Annotated in this window: 15 protein-coding genes; 8 read left to right on the top strand and 7 right to left on the bottom strand. The window is 72.6% G+C overall.

The features are described 5' to 3' along the window. Positions 1 to 157: 157 nt before the first annotated feature. The 3 genes from ACFXA3_RS13605 to ACFXA3_RS13595 all read left to right on the top strand — a co-directional run bounded on the left by ACFXA3_RS13605 (position 158) and on the right by ACFXA3_RS13595 (position 2,893). Entirely contained in the window at positions 158 to 967 is an 810-nt protein-coding gene (locus ACFXA3_RS13605) for a class II aldolase/adducin family protein (RefSeq protein ID WP_385186254.1), read from the top strand. Positions 968 to 1,120: 153 nt separating this feature from the next. After that, entirely contained in the window at positions 1,121 to 2,371 is a 1,251-nt protein-coding gene (locus ACFXA3_RS13600; protein ID WP_385186257.1) for a hypothetical protein, read from the top strand. 18 nt (positions 2,372 to 2,389) lie between these two features. Beyond that, the gene (locus tag ACFXA3_RS13595) at positions 2,390 to 2,893 is read left to right on the top strand and encodes a DoxX family membrane protein (protein ID WP_385186251.1); all 504 of its coding nucleotides are present in this window, start codon (positions 2,390 to 2,392) and stop codon (positions 2,891 to 2,893) included. Here the strand turns inward: ACFXA3_RS13595 and ACFXA3_RS13590 are convergent. Both ACFXA3_RS13590 and ACFXA3_RS13585 read right to left on the bottom strand, forming a co-directional pair. Then, on the bottom strand, positions 2,839 to 3,063 hold the full coding sequence (locus tag ACFXA3_RS13590) for a hypothetical protein (protein WP_385186249.1): 225 nt from the start codon (positions 3,061 to 3,063) through the stop codon (positions 2,839 to 2,841). The two genes, ACFXA3_RS13595 and ACFXA3_RS13590, sit on opposite strands and share 55 nt — an antisense overlap. After that, positions 3,050 to 4,417 carry a PspC domain-containing protein gene (locus tag ACFXA3_RS13585; protein ID WP_385186246.1) on the bottom strand — a complete coding sequence of 456 codons (1,368 nt, stop codon included), beginning with the start codon at positions 4,415 to 4,417 and terminating at the stop codon, positions 3,050 to 3,052. Before ACFXA3_RS13585 ends, ACFXA3_RS13590 begins: the two co-directional genes overlap by 14 nt. A 131-nt stretch (positions 4,418 to 4,548) precedes the next feature. On the opposite strand from ACFXA3_RS13585, the gene ACFXA3_RS13580 reads away from it, so the two are divergent. From ACFXA3_RS13580 to ACFXA3_RS13570, 3 genes are all read left to right on the top strand, one after another. Continuing rightward, entirely contained in the window at positions 4,549 to 5,844 is a 1,296-nt protein-coding gene (locus ACFXA3_RS13580; RefSeq protein ID WP_385186243.1) for a PspC domain-containing protein, read from the top strand. Beyond that, positions 5,841 to 6,533: a LuxR C-terminal-related transcriptional regulator gene (locus tag ACFXA3_RS13575; protein WP_385186240.1), complete on the top strand. Its 693-nt coding sequence runs from the start codon at positions 5,841 to 5,843 to the stop codon at positions 6,531 to 6,533. The genes ACFXA3_RS13580 and ACFXA3_RS13575 overlap by 4 nt, the downstream gene beginning before the upstream one ends. Before the next feature lie 131 nt (positions 6,534 to 6,664). After that, on the top strand, positions 6,665 to 7,777 hold the full coding sequence (locus ACFXA3_RS13570) for an alpha/beta hydrolase (RefSeq protein WP_385186237.1): 1,113 nt from the start codon (positions 6,665 to 6,667) through the stop codon (positions 7,775 to 7,777). A 26-nt stretch (positions 7,778 to 7,803) separates the two neighbouring features. Here the strand turns inward: ACFXA3_RS13570 and ACFXA3_RS13565 are convergent, their stop codons facing one another. The 3 genes from ACFXA3_RS13565 to ACFXA3_RS13555 all read right to left on the bottom strand — a co-directional run bounded on the left by ACFXA3_RS13565 (position 7,804) and on the right by ACFXA3_RS13555 (position 10,250). Then, a complete protein-coding gene (locus ACFXA3_RS13565; RefSeq protein ID WP_385186235.1) occupies positions 7,804 to 8,844 on the bottom strand; it encodes an NlpC/P60 family protein in 1,041 nt (346 codons plus the stop codon). A 126-nt stretch (positions 8,845 to 8,970) separates the two neighbouring features. After that, entirely contained in the window at positions 8,971 to 9,324 is a 354-nt protein-coding gene (locus ACFXA3_RS13560) for a hypothetical protein (RefSeq protein WP_385186232.1), read from the bottom strand. A gap of 26 nt (positions 9,325 to 9,350) precedes the next feature. Next, positions 9,351 to 10,250, bottom strand: coding sequence for an alpha/beta fold hydrolase (locus tag ACFXA3_RS13555; protein WP_385186229.1), 900 nt, complete (start codon positions 10,248 to 10,250; stop codon positions 9,351 to 9,353). Positions 10,251 to 10,386: 136 nt separating this feature from the next. On the opposite strand from ACFXA3_RS13555, the gene ACFXA3_RS13550 reads away from it, so the two are divergent. After that, positions 10,387 to 10,689 carry an ArsR/SmtB family transcription factor gene (locus ACFXA3_RS13550; protein ID WP_385186226.1) on the top strand — a complete coding sequence of 101 codons (303 nt, stop codon included), beginning with the start codon at positions 10,387 to 10,389 and terminating at the stop codon, positions 10,687 to 10,689. 113 nt (positions 10,690 to 10,802) lie between these two features. Further along, entirely contained in the window at positions 10,803 to 13,286 is a 2,484-nt protein-coding gene (gene pcrA, locus ACFXA3_RS13545) for a DNA helicase PcrA (protein WP_385186223.1), read from the top strand. Positions 13,287 to 13,396: 110 nt separating this feature from the next. On the opposite strand, the gene ACFXA3_RS13540 is transcribed toward pcrA, so the two are convergent. Further along, positions 13,397 to 15,130: a M23 family metallopeptidase gene (locus tag ACFXA3_RS13540; RefSeq protein WP_385186220.1), complete on the bottom strand. Its 1,734-nt coding sequence runs from the start codon at positions 15,128 to 15,130 to the stop codon at positions 13,397 to 13,399. 78 nt (positions 15,131 to 15,208) lie between these two features. Next, positions 15,209 to 15,988, bottom strand: a complete 780-nt coding sequence (locus ACFXA3_RS13535; protein WP_385186217.1) for an esterase/lipase family protein — start codon at positions 15,986 to 15,988, stop codon at positions 15,209 to 15,211. Positions 15,989 to 16,131: the final 143 nt, after the last annotated feature.

The following is a 16,131-nucleotide window of genomic DNA, read 5'->3' as shown; positions in this document are numbered from 1 at the left end:
GCAGATCAAGCCCCCGGGCACCAGTCGTTGGGTGTTGACCCCCCCCCCCCGCCCTGCACTAGCCCGCGGTCCCGGCTGGGTGGGGGGGGATTCGCCGCATGTATGGCCACTTCACGCCGCCGCCGGTACCTTGCGCGGCGACCCGAAGGAGGCGGTCATGCCGGATCAGCCCGCACCAGCACCCGCATCCGGACCGGTGCCCGCGCGCACGCCCGGACCCGCGCCCGCGCCCGTACCGGTGGACCGGCTGCGGTTCGCGCTGCCGCCCGTCCACACCGACCCGGCGCAGGAGCGCGCGTACCGCAAGGCGCGGCTCGCCGGGGCGCTGCGGCTGTTCGGCCGCCTCGGGTACGAGGACGGGGTCGCCGGGCACATCACGGTGCGGGACCCGGAGTTCGCGGACTGCCACTGGGTGAACCCGTTCGGGCAGGCCCTGTCCGCACTCGGCACCGACGACCTGCTGCTCGTCGACGGGGACGGGCGTGTGCGCCGGGGCGCGCGCCGGGTCAACGAACTGGCCTTCGCCGTGCACGCCGCCGTGCACCGGGCCCGCCCCGACGTGGTGGCGGTGGTGCACGCGCACGCCCCGTACGGCAGGGCGCTGGCCGCGCTCGGCGAACTGCTCGCCCCGCTCACCGAGGAGGCCTGCGCCTTCTACGAGGACCACGCGCTCCTGGACGGGTTCGCCGGGGCGGCCGACGCCGGCCGGATCGCCCGCGCCCTCGGCCCGTACAAGGCGCTGGTCCTGCGCAACCGCGGGCTGCTGACGGTCGGGGACTCCGTGGACGCGGCGGCCTGGTGGTTCATCGCGGCGGAACGCGCCGCGCAGGTGCAGCTGATCGCCCGGGCCGCCGGGAAGCCGGTGCCGATCGAGCACCGCAGCGCGCTCGCCGCACGGGAGCGTTTCGGCACCGATCTCGCCGCCTGGGCCGGCTACCAGCCGCTGTGGCAGACCGTCGCCCCCTGACGGGACTGGGCCGGGCGGGTGACGTCAACATCATGAACGGTTAATCACCTGCTCTGACATCGTGCGCAATCCGGAACACTGCCGCAGTGGTGCACAATTCGCTGGCATTCCACCGTAGTTCAGAGAGGCGGCACGCACGTGGCTGTCCAAGAGATGTCCCGAAGCACCCACGGCGGCGCCTGCACCTGCGACGACTGCCCGCACGGCGCCCAGGAGGGGCACCGGCGCGCGGTCGCCGCGTTCACCGAGAAGCGCGACGAGTTCGCCGCCGGCCAGGGGCTGCCGGCAGCGGTGGCCCGGTCCGCCGGAGCGTCCCGGCAGTGGGTCTCCGACGAACTGACCCTGTCCGCCCGCGCGGTCGCCGACCGCAGCCGGGAGGCCGGCACCTCCTGGCTCTACGTCTTCTCGCGGCGGGCCGTGCTCGCCGTGTGGATCGCCGCCGGGGTGCTGCTGCTGGTGCAGGTCGGCACCGCGCTCGGCACCGGCTGGTCCACGGCGCGCACCGCCGGGCTGCTCGCCGCGGTGGTCCTGGCCGGGCTGCTCACGGTCGCCGCCCGCGCCCAGTCGGTGCGCGGCGGGCTGCTCGCCCCGCTGGTCGGGGAGGACAACCGGCTGTCCACCTCGAAGGCGGTGCCGTGCGCGTGGCTGGTGCTGACGGCGTTCGCCGCGCTGCTGCCCGCGCTGCGGCTGGCGGCCTCCCCGCCCGGCCCGGAACGGCAGGCCCTGTACGCGGGGCTGGCGCTGGGACGGGCGCTGCCGCTGCTGGCGGTGGTCGCGCTGACCTCGGCCGTGGCGGTGCTGGTGCGTCGCGTGGTGACCGTACGGATCATGGGCCAGCGGATGCAGAAACTGCCGGCGGACCGGCCGCGCGGGGCGGATCTGCTGACCGACGACGCGGGCCGCGGGAGCTTCCCGGACGCGCAGTACGTCCTGGTCTCCACGGTGGTGCTGGCCTTCGCGGCGGTGTCGATGGCCCGCTTCCCGGACCGGCTGCCGCGGCTGCCGTGGGCACTGGCCATGCTGGTCGCCCTGTCGGCGGCGGTGTACCTGGCGGCGAAGTACGCGGAGGTGACCCGCCCGCTGGTGCTCTCCGTGGTCCGCAGACGGGAGCCCGGCGACCTCGACGCGGCGATCCGGCCCGGCGACGACATCGAGATCCGCGGCGTGGGCTTCGTGCCGCCGGGGGCGCAGACGCCGGAGATGCTCGCCCGGCTGGTCGTACGCGTCGGGGCGGTGCACGTCCACGTGCCGCTGGTGCCCGTCGCGGGCGGATTCACCAACCCTTCGGACTCGGTCCTGACGGTGCCGGTCCCGGCGGAAGTGGAACCCGGGCGCATCGAGGTCCAGGTGGTCACCGCCGCAGGAGTGGAATCCAACCGCTGCACCATCGACGTGGCCGAGTGAACGGGGTACACATGGGGCGTGACCCGAACTGATGTCCCTCCCGCGAGCCGGCCCGGACTGCGGGACCAGGCCGAGCGGTACGCACTGCTGCCGCTGCGGATCTTCCTCGGCGTGACCTTCGTCTACGCGGGCCTGGACAAGCTGACCGACTCCGCGTTCCTGTCCGCCTCCGGCCCCGGCTCCATCGGCGAGCTGATGCACGGCGTGCGCGACACCTCCGCGATCCCCGCCCTGGTGGACTGGGCCCTGCTGTCGCCCGTCGGCTTCGCCGTGGTGCTCGCCGTCGGGGAACTCCTGGTGGGCCTCGGCGTCCTGGCCGGGCTGCTGACCCGGATCGCGGCCACCGGCGGAGCGCTGATCTCGCTCAGCCTGTGGCTCACGGTGTCCTGGCAGGTGTCCCCGTACTACTACGGCAACGACCTGATCTACCTGATGGCCTGGATCCCGATGATCCTGGCCGGTGCGCCCTACCTGTCGCTGGACTCGCTGATCCGGTCGCGCCGGTCCCGGCGGACCGCGTAGGTCACCACCCCCACCAGTGCGGCCAGGCAGAGCCCGCCCAGGGTCATCGGGATGACCAGGAACCACGGCAGGTCGGCCTCCCCGGTCGCGTCGAGCAGGTACAGCACGCCCGCGGCCACCAGGACCAGACCGGCCAGCAGCCGCCCGGGCTGGAACTCATGACGCCGCACGGGCCACCTCCACCTGTCCCACACCCGCGTGCAGGTGCAGCTCGATCGTCCCCCCGGCCTCGGTGCCGGCGGACGGCTTCAGCGTCGCCTGCTGGGTCTCGCCGCCGCTCTTGATGCGTACGTCCTGACCGGTGTCCCCGGGCAGCCGGATGTCACCCAGCTTCACCGACACGTCCGCCTGCGCCGTGACCTCGCGGGGCACGATCACCTTCAGCCGGCCCGCCTGCACGCCGGCCCGGACCGAGAGCGTGCTGCCCTTCGGCACGTCCAGCCGGCTCAGGTCGAGCGTCGCCAGCCCGGTGCCCGCCGTGTACACGGGCTGCACGTCGGCCACGGCGGCCGGCCGCCATTCCACGGCCTTCCAGTCGGTGCCGATCTCACGGGGCAGGGCGGAGGCGCCGGCCAGCAGCCCGGCGGTGACCATCGCGAGCAGGACCGTCCCGAACCCGGTCCGCCCCTTGACGGAGCTGACGGCGAGGCCCAGGCCGAAGACGGCCAGCGCCGAGGCCAGCCCGATCTGCAGGGCGTACGAGAGGGTGCTGCCCTGCCAGACCGAGGCGCAGGCGATCCCGCCGGCCAGCAGCGCCAGGACGAACACCCGGCCGCCGATGCCACCGCGCGGGACCGGCGGGGCCCCGGCCCGCCCGGGCGCCGCCGCGCCGCGGCCGCCCGCGATGTTCCGGGCGGCGTTCGCGTCAGCGGAATCGTCCGGCCCCCACAGGTATCCGGTGGCCCCGACCGGGCCGGTGGTGCCGTCCTTGACGAGCGGGTCCCGCCACCACGAGGGGCTGCCCGGCGCGGGCGGGGCCTGGGTCTCCGGCGGGCCGGGACGGTGCGCCGCCTGCGGCTCGGCCTCGGGCGCGCTCGCGCTGCGGCGGCGCTGCGACCAGTACGAGGCCGCGCCGAGGGCCAGGATGACCAGGACGGAGAACACGGCCAGCCCGCCGTTGTCCAGCATCGACAGGAACAGTGCGCAGCCCACCAGGGCCGCGAACACCGCGGCGAGGGTGGCGCCCTCGACCCGGCCGGTCAGCAGCTTCTTGGCCTCGCTGTCGTCCTCGCCATCCACCGGCAGCAGCAGCCAGGCGAAGCCGTAGAAGATCAGCCCGACACCGCCCGTGATCGCGAGGACGCCGAGCACGATCCGGAAGATCACCGGGTCCAGGTCGAAGTACCGGCCGAGACCGCCGCACACGCCCGCGAGGACCTTGTCGCGCCTGCTGCGGCGCAGCGGCGGCCGGTCGGCGCGGTCGGCGGGCCGGTCTGCGGGCCGGTCCGCGGTGCGGTCGCCCGGCGGCGGTGCCGCGCCGGCACCGGCACCGGCCGGAGACGGCGGGGAGTCGTGCTTGGTCATGCGTCCATGGTGACAACCCGCCGCGCCGTGCGGCACCGGGCCCGACCCTGGCACAACCCTGATATCCCCCCGACGGAACTGGGGGGATGCCCTGATGCCGCACGCGCCGCGCCCGTGTGACCATCAGTGACATGCCCGTTTCCGCCGCCCCCCGTACCCCGCACACGGCAGACGCCGACGACCCGGCCCCGCGCAGGCTCTACCGCAGCGCCGACGGCCGGATGCTCGGCGGTGTCGCGCGCGGTCTCGCCGGGCACCTCGGGCTGCCCGTCGTCTGGGTCCGGCTCGCCTTCCTCGGCCTGTTCATGTGGGGCGACGGACTGGGCGTCCTGCTCTACGCCGCGTTCTGGGTCTTCGTACCGCTGGGAGTCGGCGGCCGCACCGGCCACCGCTCCTTCTTCGAAACCCTGCCCGACGGCACGCGCCGCCTGCGCAAACCCGACAAGGGGCAGATCACCGCGCTCATCGCCCTGTGCATCGGCGCCGGGATCTTCATCTCCAAGGTCCAGCTCGGCGGCACCTCCGGCCGGTACGTGTGGCCGACGCTGCTGGTCGGCGCCGGCGTGGTCCTCGTCTGGCGGCAGGCCGACAACGCCCGCCGCGCCCACTGGGGCGCCGCCGGCGGGCGCAACGCCCGCCTGCTCCAGATGGCCCGCGGGTTCGCCGGCGTCGCCCTCGTCGGCGTGGGCCTGACCGTCTTCATCGTCGTCCGCGGCTCCGCCGCACAGCTCGGCAACGTGCTGACCGCGGCCCTCGCCGTCCTCGTCGGCATCGCCCTGCTGGCCGGACCCTGGCTGATCCGCATGACCCAGGACCTCTCCGAGGAACGCCTGATGCGCATCCGTGCCCAGGAACGCGCCGAGGTCGCCGCCCACGTGCACGACTCGGTGCTGCACACCCTCACCCTGATCCAGCGCAACGCGGAGGACGTCGGCGAGGTGCGCCGCCTCGCCCGCGCGCAGGAGCGGGAACTGCGGAACTGGCTGTACAAGCCGGAGGGCACCGGCAAGGACGAGGCCGAGGAGCCGGCCACCCTCGCCGAGGCCGTCAAGAAGACGGCGGCCGAGGTGGAGGACCACCACGGCGTCCCGATCGAGGTCGTCGTCGTCGGCGACTGCCCGCTCGACGAGCGGCTGGCCGCACAGATGCAGGCCGCGCGCGAGGCGATGGTCAACGCCGCCAAGTACGGTGGCGAGGGCGGGCCGGTGCAGGTGTACGCCGAGGTGGAGGGGCAGCAGGTGTTCGTGTCCGTACGGGACCGGGGGCCGGGCTTCGACATCGACGCGGTACCGGACGACCGCATGGGCGTACGAGAATCGATCATCGGCCGGATGCAGCGCAACGGCGGGACCGCACGGCTGCGGTCCGCGCCCGACGGCGGCACGGAAGTCGAGCTGGAGATGGAGAGGGCGGCGAACGCAGCATGACCGAAGAGACCGGCGTCGGGGGAGTGGCCAGGCACGTTCGGGTGGTGCTCGTCGACGACCACCGGATGTTCCGTACGGGCGTGCAGGCCGAGATCGGCGAGACCGCCCGGACCGGGGTCGAGGTCGTCGGCGAGGCGGCCGACGTCGACCAGGCCGTCACCGTCATCACCGCGACCCGCCCCGAGGTGGTCCTGCTCGACGTGCACCTGCCCGGCGGCGGCGGGGTCGAGGTGCTCCGGCGCTGCGCCCCGCTGATGGCGGCGTCCGAGGACCAGGTGAGGTTCCTGGCCCTGTCGGTGTCGGACGCGGCGGAGGACGTCATCGGGGTCATCCGGGGCGGCGCGCGCGGGTACGTCACCAAGACCATCACCGGGACCGACCTGGTGGACTCGGTCTTCCGGGTGCAGGAGGGGGACGCGGTGTTCTCGCCGCGGCTCGCGGGCTTCGTCCTGGACGCCTTCGCCTCGACGGACGCGCCGCCGGTCGACGAGGACCTGGACCGCCTGACCCAGCGCGAGCGCGAGGTGCTGCGGCTGATCGCGCGCGGGTACGCGTACAAGGAGATCGCCAAGCAGCTCTTCATCTCGGTGAAGACCGTCGAATCGCACGTCTCGGCGGTCCTCAGGAAGCTCCAGCTCTCCAACCGGCACGAGCTGACCCGCTGGGCGACGGCACGCCGCCTGGTCTGAGCCGGCCCCGGCCCGGGACCCGGCCGGCGCGCTGCTGCGGCGGTCTTCGGACGGCGATCTTTGGCCTGTGATTTACGCCGCAGTCACCGGCGGGAACCCGTGCGTACGGCGCGGCCCTCTTGGGTGGCGTGATGAGCTTGACCGGGATCCCCCTGTTCGCGACGGCGATCGTCCTTACGGCGATCGCCGTCGTCCTTCCGCTGGCCGTGTGGAGCAAGGTGCGCGGCCCCGTCGTCGTACGTGTCTCCACCCGGGCCCTGATGGTGCTGTTCGCCCAGGTCACCGCTGTGGCCCTGGTGTTCATCGGGGTGAACCGGCAGGAGACCTTCTACAACTCCTGGGGCGATCTGCTCGGCACGGGCAAGTACGTCACCGCCGCCCCCGACCTCGGCCCGGACGGGCTCGGCGGCAAGAAGGCCACGGAGGTCAAGGCGGAGCCGAAGGTCCACCAGGACTTCCAGCCCGTCGAGGGACTCGGCGGCCGCGTCAAGAAGACCGAGCTCAACGGCAAGATCTCCGGGGTCAAGGGCGACGTCATGGTGTGGCTCCCGCCCCAGTACGACGAGCCGGCGTACAAGGACAAGAAGTTCCCGGTGGTCGAGCTGATCCCGGGCATACCCGGCACGGGCAAGTCCTGGTTCCAGGGGCTCAAGGCGGCCGAGGTGCTGGAGCCGCTGATGAAGAGCGGCAAGGTACAGCCGTTCATCCTGGTCTCGCCGCGCGCGATGCTGCTGGGCAACGGCGACACCGGCTGCGCGAACATCGCCGGCAAGGTCAACGCCGACAGCTGGTTCAGCGTCGACGTCCGCAAGATGGTCACCGACAACTTCCGGGCGTCGGACGAGGCCCGCACCTGGGGCGTCGCCGGGTACTCGGCGGGCGCGTACTGCGCGGCGAAGCTGGCGATCCTGCACCCCGACCGCTACAGCGCGGCCGTCTCCCTGTCCGGCTACAACGACCCCGGCCAGGAGCCCACCTCGCTGGTCGCCCAGGACCCGGAGATGCGGCGCACCCACAACCTGAAGGCCCTGCTCAAGGCCGCGCCCGCGCCGCCGGCGGTGGCGCTGTGGATGTCGGGCGCCGAGCAGGACGGCTACCTGTCCGGCACGGACCTCAAGGCCATGGCGCAGAACCCGACCACGGTGCACGCGGAGAAGGTCACCGGCGGGCACAACCTCGACTCGTGGTCGAAGCAGATCCCGCAGACCTTCGGCTGGCTGAGCACGCAGATCAAGGCGCCGTAGGAGCACCGCTCACGCCACGCGTCCCGTCACGCCGGGCGGGAGGCACCGGCCCAGGGCATCGAGTCCACCGGGGCCACCCGGACCGTCGAACCGGGCCGCGGGGCGTGGATCATCTGGCCGTTGCCGACGTACAGGCCGACGTGGGTCACCCCGGAGTAGAAGAACACCAGGTCGCCGGGGGCCAGCTGGTCGCGGGAGACGCGCTGTCCCGCGTTGATCTGGGTGTAGGTGGTGCGGGGGAGCGTCACCCCGGCCGAGCGCCAGGCCGCCTGGGTCAGGCCGGAGCAGTCGAACGAGCCCGGTCCCGTCGCGCCCCACACGTACGGCTTGCCGATCGCCCCGTACGCGAAGGCCACCGCGCGGGCCGCGCGCGAGCCGTCCGAAGGTGCCGGGGCCGTGGCGACCGGACCGGCCGGGGCCGTGCCCGGGGCGGACTGCGCCTCGTACGAGGCGCGCTCCTCGGCGGTGAGCTTGGCCAGCAGCTGCCTGGCGGCGCCGAGCTTCCCCTCGATGGTGGTCTTGGCCGCGGCGAGCTCGCCCTCGCGGGCCCGCAGGTCGGCGAGCCGGCCGGCGGCCTGGTCCCTGAGCTGCCCGACCTCCTCCAGCCGGCGCCGCACCGAGGAGATCTCGGAGGCACTGCGGTCGCCGGTCCGGGTGAGGAACGAGGCCCGGTCCAGGTAGTCCTGCGGGTCCGCGGCCAGCGCCAGCTGCACGGCCGGCCCCAGCCCGCCGCTGCGGTACTGGCCGGCGGCCAGCGAGCCGAGCGCCCGGCGGGCGGTGTTGAGCTGGTCGGTCTTGCGGGCCGTCTCGTCGCGCAGTCCCTCGAGCGAGCGCTGGGCCTCGTCGGCCTTCTCCTTCGCCCCGTTGTACCGCTCGGTCGCCTCCTCGGCCTCCTCGTAGAGCCGGTCCACCTCGGCCTTCACCTGGGAGGGCGTCTGCTGGGGGTCGGCCTGCGAGGTGCCTTCGAACGCGGTGGCGGTGGCAGCGCCCGCGAGGGCGAGCGTGGCGGCGGTCCGTACGGTGCCGCGGGAGAGCGGGCGCTGCCTGGGCTTTCGGTGACTGGCCACGCGGGCCTCACGTCCTTCCTCGCTCGGGAGCTCGGTGCTTGGAGGAGGACGCTAGACCGGAAGGTAACGGCCGGATGACGGGATGATCGCAAGTGCCCCGACCCGACCGGATGTGGCGGGTTCGGATCAGTGCCAGAGGACGGCGATGAAGATATTTGCCACGGTCAGTCCGCCGACCGCGCCGAACAGTGCCTTGTCCACGTGCTCCTCGTCCCGCTTCACGTAGACGAGCGCGAGGATCACGAAGAGCACGGCGAGCTTCACGCCGATCTTGATGTTGTTGACGTGGCCGCCGTCCATCTCGCGGAAGCCGACCAGCAGGACGCCGGTGACGAGCATCGTCAGCGCGCCGTGCAGCATCGCGGGCACGAAGCGGGCGGTGCCGGCGCTCATCGCCTTCATCTGGGTCAGGAACCCGCCCAGCAGGGCGGCGATGCCGATGATGTGCAGGCCCACGAAGACACTGATGAGTACGTCCATGGCCCCGAGCGTACGGGGGCTTCCGGTCAGCCCAGGAAGCGGGTCAGCTCCTCGATCACCGCCTCCGGCCGCTCCTCCGGCAGGTAGTGGCCGCTGCCGTCGACGCGGACCACACGGGTGTCGGTGCCCAGGGCCGGGACGGCGGCCACCAGGCTCTCGTGGTTGCTGTACTCGCCGCCGAGGGCCAGGATCGGCGCGGTCACCGGGGCGTACGTGGCCAGGTCGGCGATGTCCCGGGTGAAGGTCCGGTACCAGTCGTTGGCGGCGCGCACGGCCTCCGGTGCGTCGTAGGCGCGGGCGTACACCTCGCGGGCGTGCGCGTCGACGGCGGCGGGGTCGGCGGTGGCGTTCTCGAACAGCCAGTCCAGCAGCAGGTGGAAACGGCCGGCGAGCAGCTGCTCGGGGAGCCCGTGGACCTGGTTGAAGGCGAACCACCACTTGTGCCGCTCGCCCTGCCGGGGGAGCAGGGTCAGCCGGGCCCAGCTCTCGTCGGGGTGGGACACGTCCAGGAGGACGATCTTCCGGGTCGCCTCGGGGTGGTTGGCGGCGAACGCGTAGGCCACCATCGCGCCGATGTCGTGGCCGACGAGGTGCGCGGGGCCGACGCCGAGCCGGCCGAGCAGCGCATGGACGTCGCGGGCCAGGGTCTTCTTGTCGTACCCGGTCGCGGGCTTGCCGGAGCCGCCCATGCCGCGCAGGTCGACGGCGATCACGCGGTGGCGGGCGGCCAGGGCGGGCAGCACCTTGCGCCACTGCCACCAGGTCTGCGGCCAGCCGCCGAGCAGGACGAGCGGATCGCCGCTGCCGCCCTCGACGTAGTGGAGGCGGGTGCCGCCGACGTCGGCGTGGTGGCTGGTGAAGCCGCCGTCCAGGGAGGCGGCGAGCGCGGCGTCGTCGAACGGCAGGGGAGCGGCGGTCTCGGGCACGGGAGGTCCTCACGGGGCGCGGTGACGGATGGACCCGCGATCATTCGAAGATCTCGTACGGTCGCGGCGAGGTCGACTGTACGAGATATTCGAACGATCAGGCAAGGTCCTTACGAGATCTGCGTACAGTGAGGGCATGGCTGCCGCTGCTGAGCTGACCCACCCCCGCGCCGGGGACCTCGAACTCGCCGAGGTCCTCGCGGCCCTCGGCCACCCCGTCCGGCTGGAGATCGTCCGCAGGCTCGCCTCCGGCGCGGAGACGTTCTGCGGCGAGGTGGTGCCCGACCTGCCCAGGTCGAGCGTCACCCACCACCTCAAGACGCTCCGCGAGGGCGGTGTGATCTGCCAGCGCCCGCAGGGGCGCAAGCTCTACCTCACGCTGCGCCGGGACGACCTGGAGCTGCGCTTCCCCGGTCTGCTGCACCTCGTCCTCGGATGAGCCCGGGGCCCGCCCGGGGCGGCCCCGGGGTGAGGGGGACCACAGGGGCGGGAGCGGCCGATTTCCCGCGGCCGGGGCCGGGTGTCCGTCCCGCCCCCTAGACTCGGAAAGCGATGAGCAGCCTCTTTGACGACAGCTTCCTGGCGGACCTCTCCCCCTCCGACGAGGTCCCTCCGCCGCCCGAGGACCACGCCGCCCCGGAACCGGGTGCCGACGATCTCTTCGGGGGCCGCTTCGACGTGCCCATGACCCGGGACGCGTACTACCGGGACGGCGCCCCCAGGCCCGTCATCGACCCCGCGACGCTCCTGGACGGGCTCAACGAGCAGCAGGCCGCGGCCGTGGTGCACGCGGGCTCCCCGCTGCTCATCGTGGCCGGCGCAGGCTCCGGCAAGACCCGGGTGCTGACCCACCGCATCGGCCACCTGCTGGCCGCCCGGGGCGTCCACCCCGGCCAGATCCTGGCGATCACCTTCACCAACAAGGCCGCCGGCGAGATGAAGGAGCGCGTCGAGGGCCTGGTCGGCCCCCGCGCCAACGCCATGTGGGTGTCCACCTTCCACAGCGCGTGCGTACGCATCCTGCGCCGCGAGTCGAAGCGCCTCGGCTTCACCTCGTCGTTCTCGATCTACGACGCGGCCGACTCGAAGCGCCTGATGGCGCTCGTCTGCCGCGACCTGGACCTGGACCCGAAGAAGTTCCCGCCCAAGTCCTTCAACGCCAAGATCTCGAACCTCAAGAACGAGCTCATCGACGAGGACGCCTTCGCCGGCCAGGCCGTGGACGGCTTCGAGAAGACCCTCGCCCAGGCGTACGCGATGTACCAGGGGCGGCTGCGCGAGGCCAACGCGCTCGACTTCGACGACATCATCATGACGACCGTCCACCTGCTCCAGGCGTTCCCGGACGTCGCCGAGCACTACCGGCGGCGCTTCCGGCACGTCCTGGTCGACGAGTACCAGGACACCAACCACGCCCAGTACACGCTGGTGCGCGAGCTCGTCGGCACCGGCTACCCGGACCTGCCGCCGGCCGAGCTCTGCGTGGTGGGTGACGCCGACCAGTCGATCTACGCCTTCCGCGGCGCGACCATCCGCAACATCCTCCAGTTCGAAGAGGACTACAAGAACGCGACGACGATCCTGCTGGAGCAGAACTACCGCTCCACGCAGACGATCCTCTCCGCCGCCAACGCGGTCATCGAGCGCAACGAGAACCGCCGCGCCAAGAACCTGTGGACCCAGGCCGGCAGCGGCTCCGTCATCACCGGCTACGTCGCGGACACCGAGCACGACGAGGCGCAGTTCGTCGCCGACGAGATCGACCGGCTGACGGACGCCGGCGACGCCAAGGCGGGTGACGTGGCGATCTTCTACCGGACGAACGCCCAGTCCCGCGTCTTCGAAGAGATCTTCATCCGGGTCGGCCTGCCCTACAAGGTCGTCGGCGGCGTCCGCTTCTACGAGCGCAAGGAGGTCCGGGACGTCCTCGCGTACCTGCGCGTGCTCGCGAACCCGGAGGACAACGTCCCGCTGCGCCGCATCCTGAACGTGCCCAAGCGCGGCATCGGCGAGCGCGCGGAAGCGATGATCGACGCCCTCGCGATGCGCGAGAAGATCACCTTCCCGCAGGCGCTGCGGCGCGTGGACGAGGCGTTCGGCATGGCCGCCCGCTCGACCAACGCCGTGAAGCGGTTCAACGTGCTGATGGAGGAACTCCGCACGATCGTCGACTCCGGCGCCGGCCCGGCGGTGGTGCTGGAGGCGGTGCTGGAGCGCACCGGCTACCTCGCCGAGCTCCAGGCCTCCACCGACCCGCAGGACGAGACGCGGATCGAGAACCTCCAGGAACTCGCGGCCGTGGCCCTGGAGTTCGAGCAGGCCCGCGACGAGGACAACCCCGGCACGCTCGCCGAGTTCCTGGAGCAGGTCGCGCTCGTCGCCGACTCCGACCAGATCCCGGACGAGGACGAGGACGGCTCGGGCGTCATCACGCTGATGACCCTGCACACGGCCAAGGGCCTGGAGTTCCCGGTGGTCTTCCTGACCGGCATGGAGGACGGGGTCTTCCCGCACATGCGGGCACTGGGCCAGACCAAGGAGCTGGAGGAGGAGCGCCGCCTCGCCTACGTCGGCATCACGCGGGCGCGCGAGCGGCTGTACCTGACCCGCTCGTCGATGCGCAGCGCGTGGGGCACCCCCTCGTACAACCCGCCGTCGCGGTTCCTCGAGGAGATCCCGGCGGAGTACCTCCAGTGGAAGCGCACCGGCGCGGTGCAGAAGCCGGCCGGCCCGATGCGAGGTTCCGGTTCGGGGTACGGGTCCGGATCGGGCAAGACGAGCTTCGGGACCTCGCCGGAGGCCTTCCTGTCCTCGGCGCGTACGAAGTCGGGGCCGTCCGGGTTCGCGACGCGCCGGGCCACCGACAAGCCGGTCATCGCGCTGGCGGTCGGGGACCGGGTCACGCACGACCAGTTCGGGCTGGGCACGGTCATGGAGGTCAAGGGAGCCGGCGCGGACGCGCAGGCCACCGTCGACTTCGGGGACGACAAGCCGAAGCGCCTGCTGCTGCGCTACGCGCCGGTGCAGAAGCTCTGACGGCCGGGCCGGGGCTCATGCCGTCCGGCCCGGTGCAACCCGGCCCGGTGCAACCCGGCCCGGTGCCGTCTCGGGCCGGTGCCGGTCTCGGGCCGGTCAGGCCGGTGGGCTCAGCTCGGGTCCAGGCCGTGGCTGCGGAGCCAGGGCAGGGGGTCGATCGCAGAGCCGCCGCCGGGCCGGACCTCGAAGTGCAGGTGCGGGCCGGTGGAGTTGCCGGAGTTGCCGGAGTAGGCGATGACGTCGCCCGCCTTGACCTTGCCGGACCGGATCTTGGTGCTGCTGAGGTGGCAGTACCAGGTCTCGGTGCCGTCGGGCGAGGTCACTATGGCCATGTTGCCGTAGGCGCTGTTCCACTGCGTGCGCACGGTGCCGTCGGTCGCCGACATGACCGGGGTGCCGTAGGAGACCGGGAAGTCGATGCCGGTGTGCACCGACATCCACATGCCGCCGGCCTGGCCGAAGGTGGCGCTGAGCCCGTGCTGTTCGACCGGGATCGCGAACTTGGGGCGGGCCGCCTCCTTGGCCGCCTCCTCCTCCGCCTTCTTCTTCTTCTCGTCTTCCTGGCGCTGGCGCAGGTCGATGCGCTCCTGCGTGCGGCTCGCGCGGTCCGCGAAGTCGCCCGCGTCGGCGCTGAGCGCCGTCAGCTGGGTGTCGAGCTTGCTGTTCGCCGCGACCGGCTTCACCGAGGCCGGGTCGGGCGCGGCCATCGTGGTGGTGTCCTCGGAGGGCTTGTCCGCGCCGGTGAGTCCGCCGACGGAGGCGGCCGCGACACCGGCGACGCCCATCACGCAGGCGGAGGGCACGGCCACGGTCAGCAAGGCGGAACGCTTCGCCGGACTGCGGCGCCGGCTGTTGCCGCCGCCGGGGGCGGCCGTGGCCGCCGGCTTCGCCTTGCCGCCGGCGCGGCGCGAGGCGCGGGGCGCGGAGGCAGCGGCCGGGGTGACCGGCATGGCCTGGGTGGGCAGGTCGTGCACCGGGGCGGCCGTGAGATCGGCGTCGAGGTCGAGGTCGAGGTCGAGGCCGAACTCGTCGCCGTGCTCGTGGCCTTGGCCGTGGTCGGCTTCGGGGGCCTCGCCGTCGAGGACTTCGAAGACGGCGGTCTCGCTGTAGGCGTCGGCTGCGGGGGCGGCCGGCGTCTCGTAGGAGTAGGCCGTGTCCCCCTGCGGCTGCTGGACCTGCTGCTGCGCCTGCTGCTGGTACTCGTACTGGTAGTCGTACGAGAAGGTCTGCGTCTGCTGCTCGTGCTGCGGGACGGTGTTCCAGGCGGTTGCGTCGTACGCACCGGTCTCGGTGTCCGTGGTGCCGTAGCCCGGCATCGCCCACTGGCCGGTCTGCCCGGGCTGCTCGAAGCCGAGCCCGGCGGCCTGGTAGTCCGTACCGCCCTGCTGGTTCCAGGCGCTCGCGTCCCACGAACCGGTGCCGGCGTCCTCGGAGACCCCGCTCTGGGCGGGGATGCTCGACAGGTAGCCGCCGTCCTGCGCGTAACCGTCCTGCGAGTAACCGTCCTGCACGTAACTGTCCTGCGCGGACCAGGCGGTGGCGTCGTACGTGCCGGTCTCGTACGAGGCGTAGGCGGCGTAGTCGTACCCCTGGCCCTGCGTTTCGTAGGAAACATGCGCCGAGTCACCAGCGAAAGTGGTGTTGGAAAGGCCGTCGTACCCGGAATCGGGGTACAGGCCCGACGAGGGGCGGTCGTTCACCAACTTCTCTTTCGCCTCGGCAGTGGGGGGCCTGGGTGGCCAGGGAACTCGAGGTTCCCTGGGGAGAGCAGTGGCGTGACTGTACCCGGCGGTTACTGGCAACGACAATCTTCCAGGGGTTCCGGGCTTTCCGGAACCGGGCATTCGGCCGTCTTTCGGTCGCGGCAAAGCCGAGCCTTGGCCTTGAGTTCGAAATCCGTTCGAGTTTCGACGGGTTGGTGTTCACGCAACGGAAGCGGCGTCCCCCAGGCTTTCGACGGCGGCCCGGACGGGCCCGTCGAGCGCGCGCCGGACCGCCGCCGTCACCGAGGGATGGGCGGGCAGCGCGAGATGTCCGATGCCCGTGACCTGCACGTTCTCCACGATGAGATCCGGATGCTCGATCCGCGCCGTCTCGGTCGGGTCCATCAGCTCGTCGAACTCGCTCCAGAACGCCACGCATCGGGTCCGGCAGCCGGGCGCGGGCGCCCGCAGCTCGGCCAGCACCGCCGAATCCGGGCGCACCTGCCGGACCAGCGGGTGGGCGTCCATGAAGGGGGCGACCCGCGTACCGGAATGCGGAGTGCCGAGCGTGACGAGGGTGCGGATGCGGACGTCGCCGCCGAGGCGCTGGACGTAGTACCGCCCGACCAGACCGCCCAGGCTGTGCCCGACCAGGTCCACCCGCTCCTGCCCCGTCCGCTCGCACAGCTCCTCGACGCGCCGCGCGAGGTGGCGGGCGGTGACGCGGAGGTCGCGGGTGAAGGGGGAGTAGTTGTACGTCTCCACCTGCCGCCGGCCGCCCGCGGCCAGGGTGCGGCGCAGGAGGACGAACACCGACCGGTTGTCCGTGAACCCGTGCAGCAGGAGCACCGGTGTCTGCTCGAGGCGTTTCGTGCCGGTTGCGGCGAGCTTCTCCTGGAGTATCCCGGTCGGGTACAGCAGCAGGTGCCCGCCGAGGACCACCGCCTCCAGTACGCCGGCCCGCAGTGCGGCTCCGGACACGGGTATGGACACCCCCATCGACGGCCTCCCCTAAGCCTCTTGGGACTGCGGCCGGGCGCCCCCCCCAGCCGAGCCGGGGTGGGTTGGGGGGCGGGGCGCCCCCCGGGGGGCGCCCCAGGCGGGGGATAAAAGCCGCGCCACCGGGGATTTTACCCCCCTGG

Origin of the sequence: Streptomyces sp. NPDC059456, assembly GCF_042750055.1 — a bacterium.
Classification (GTDB): domain Bacteria; phylum Actinomycetota; class Actinomycetes; order Streptomycetales; family Streptomycetaceae; genus Streptomyces.
The sequence above is the reverse complement of the archived record's forward strand: the minus strand, read 5'-3'. Positions and strand labels throughout refer to the sequence as shown.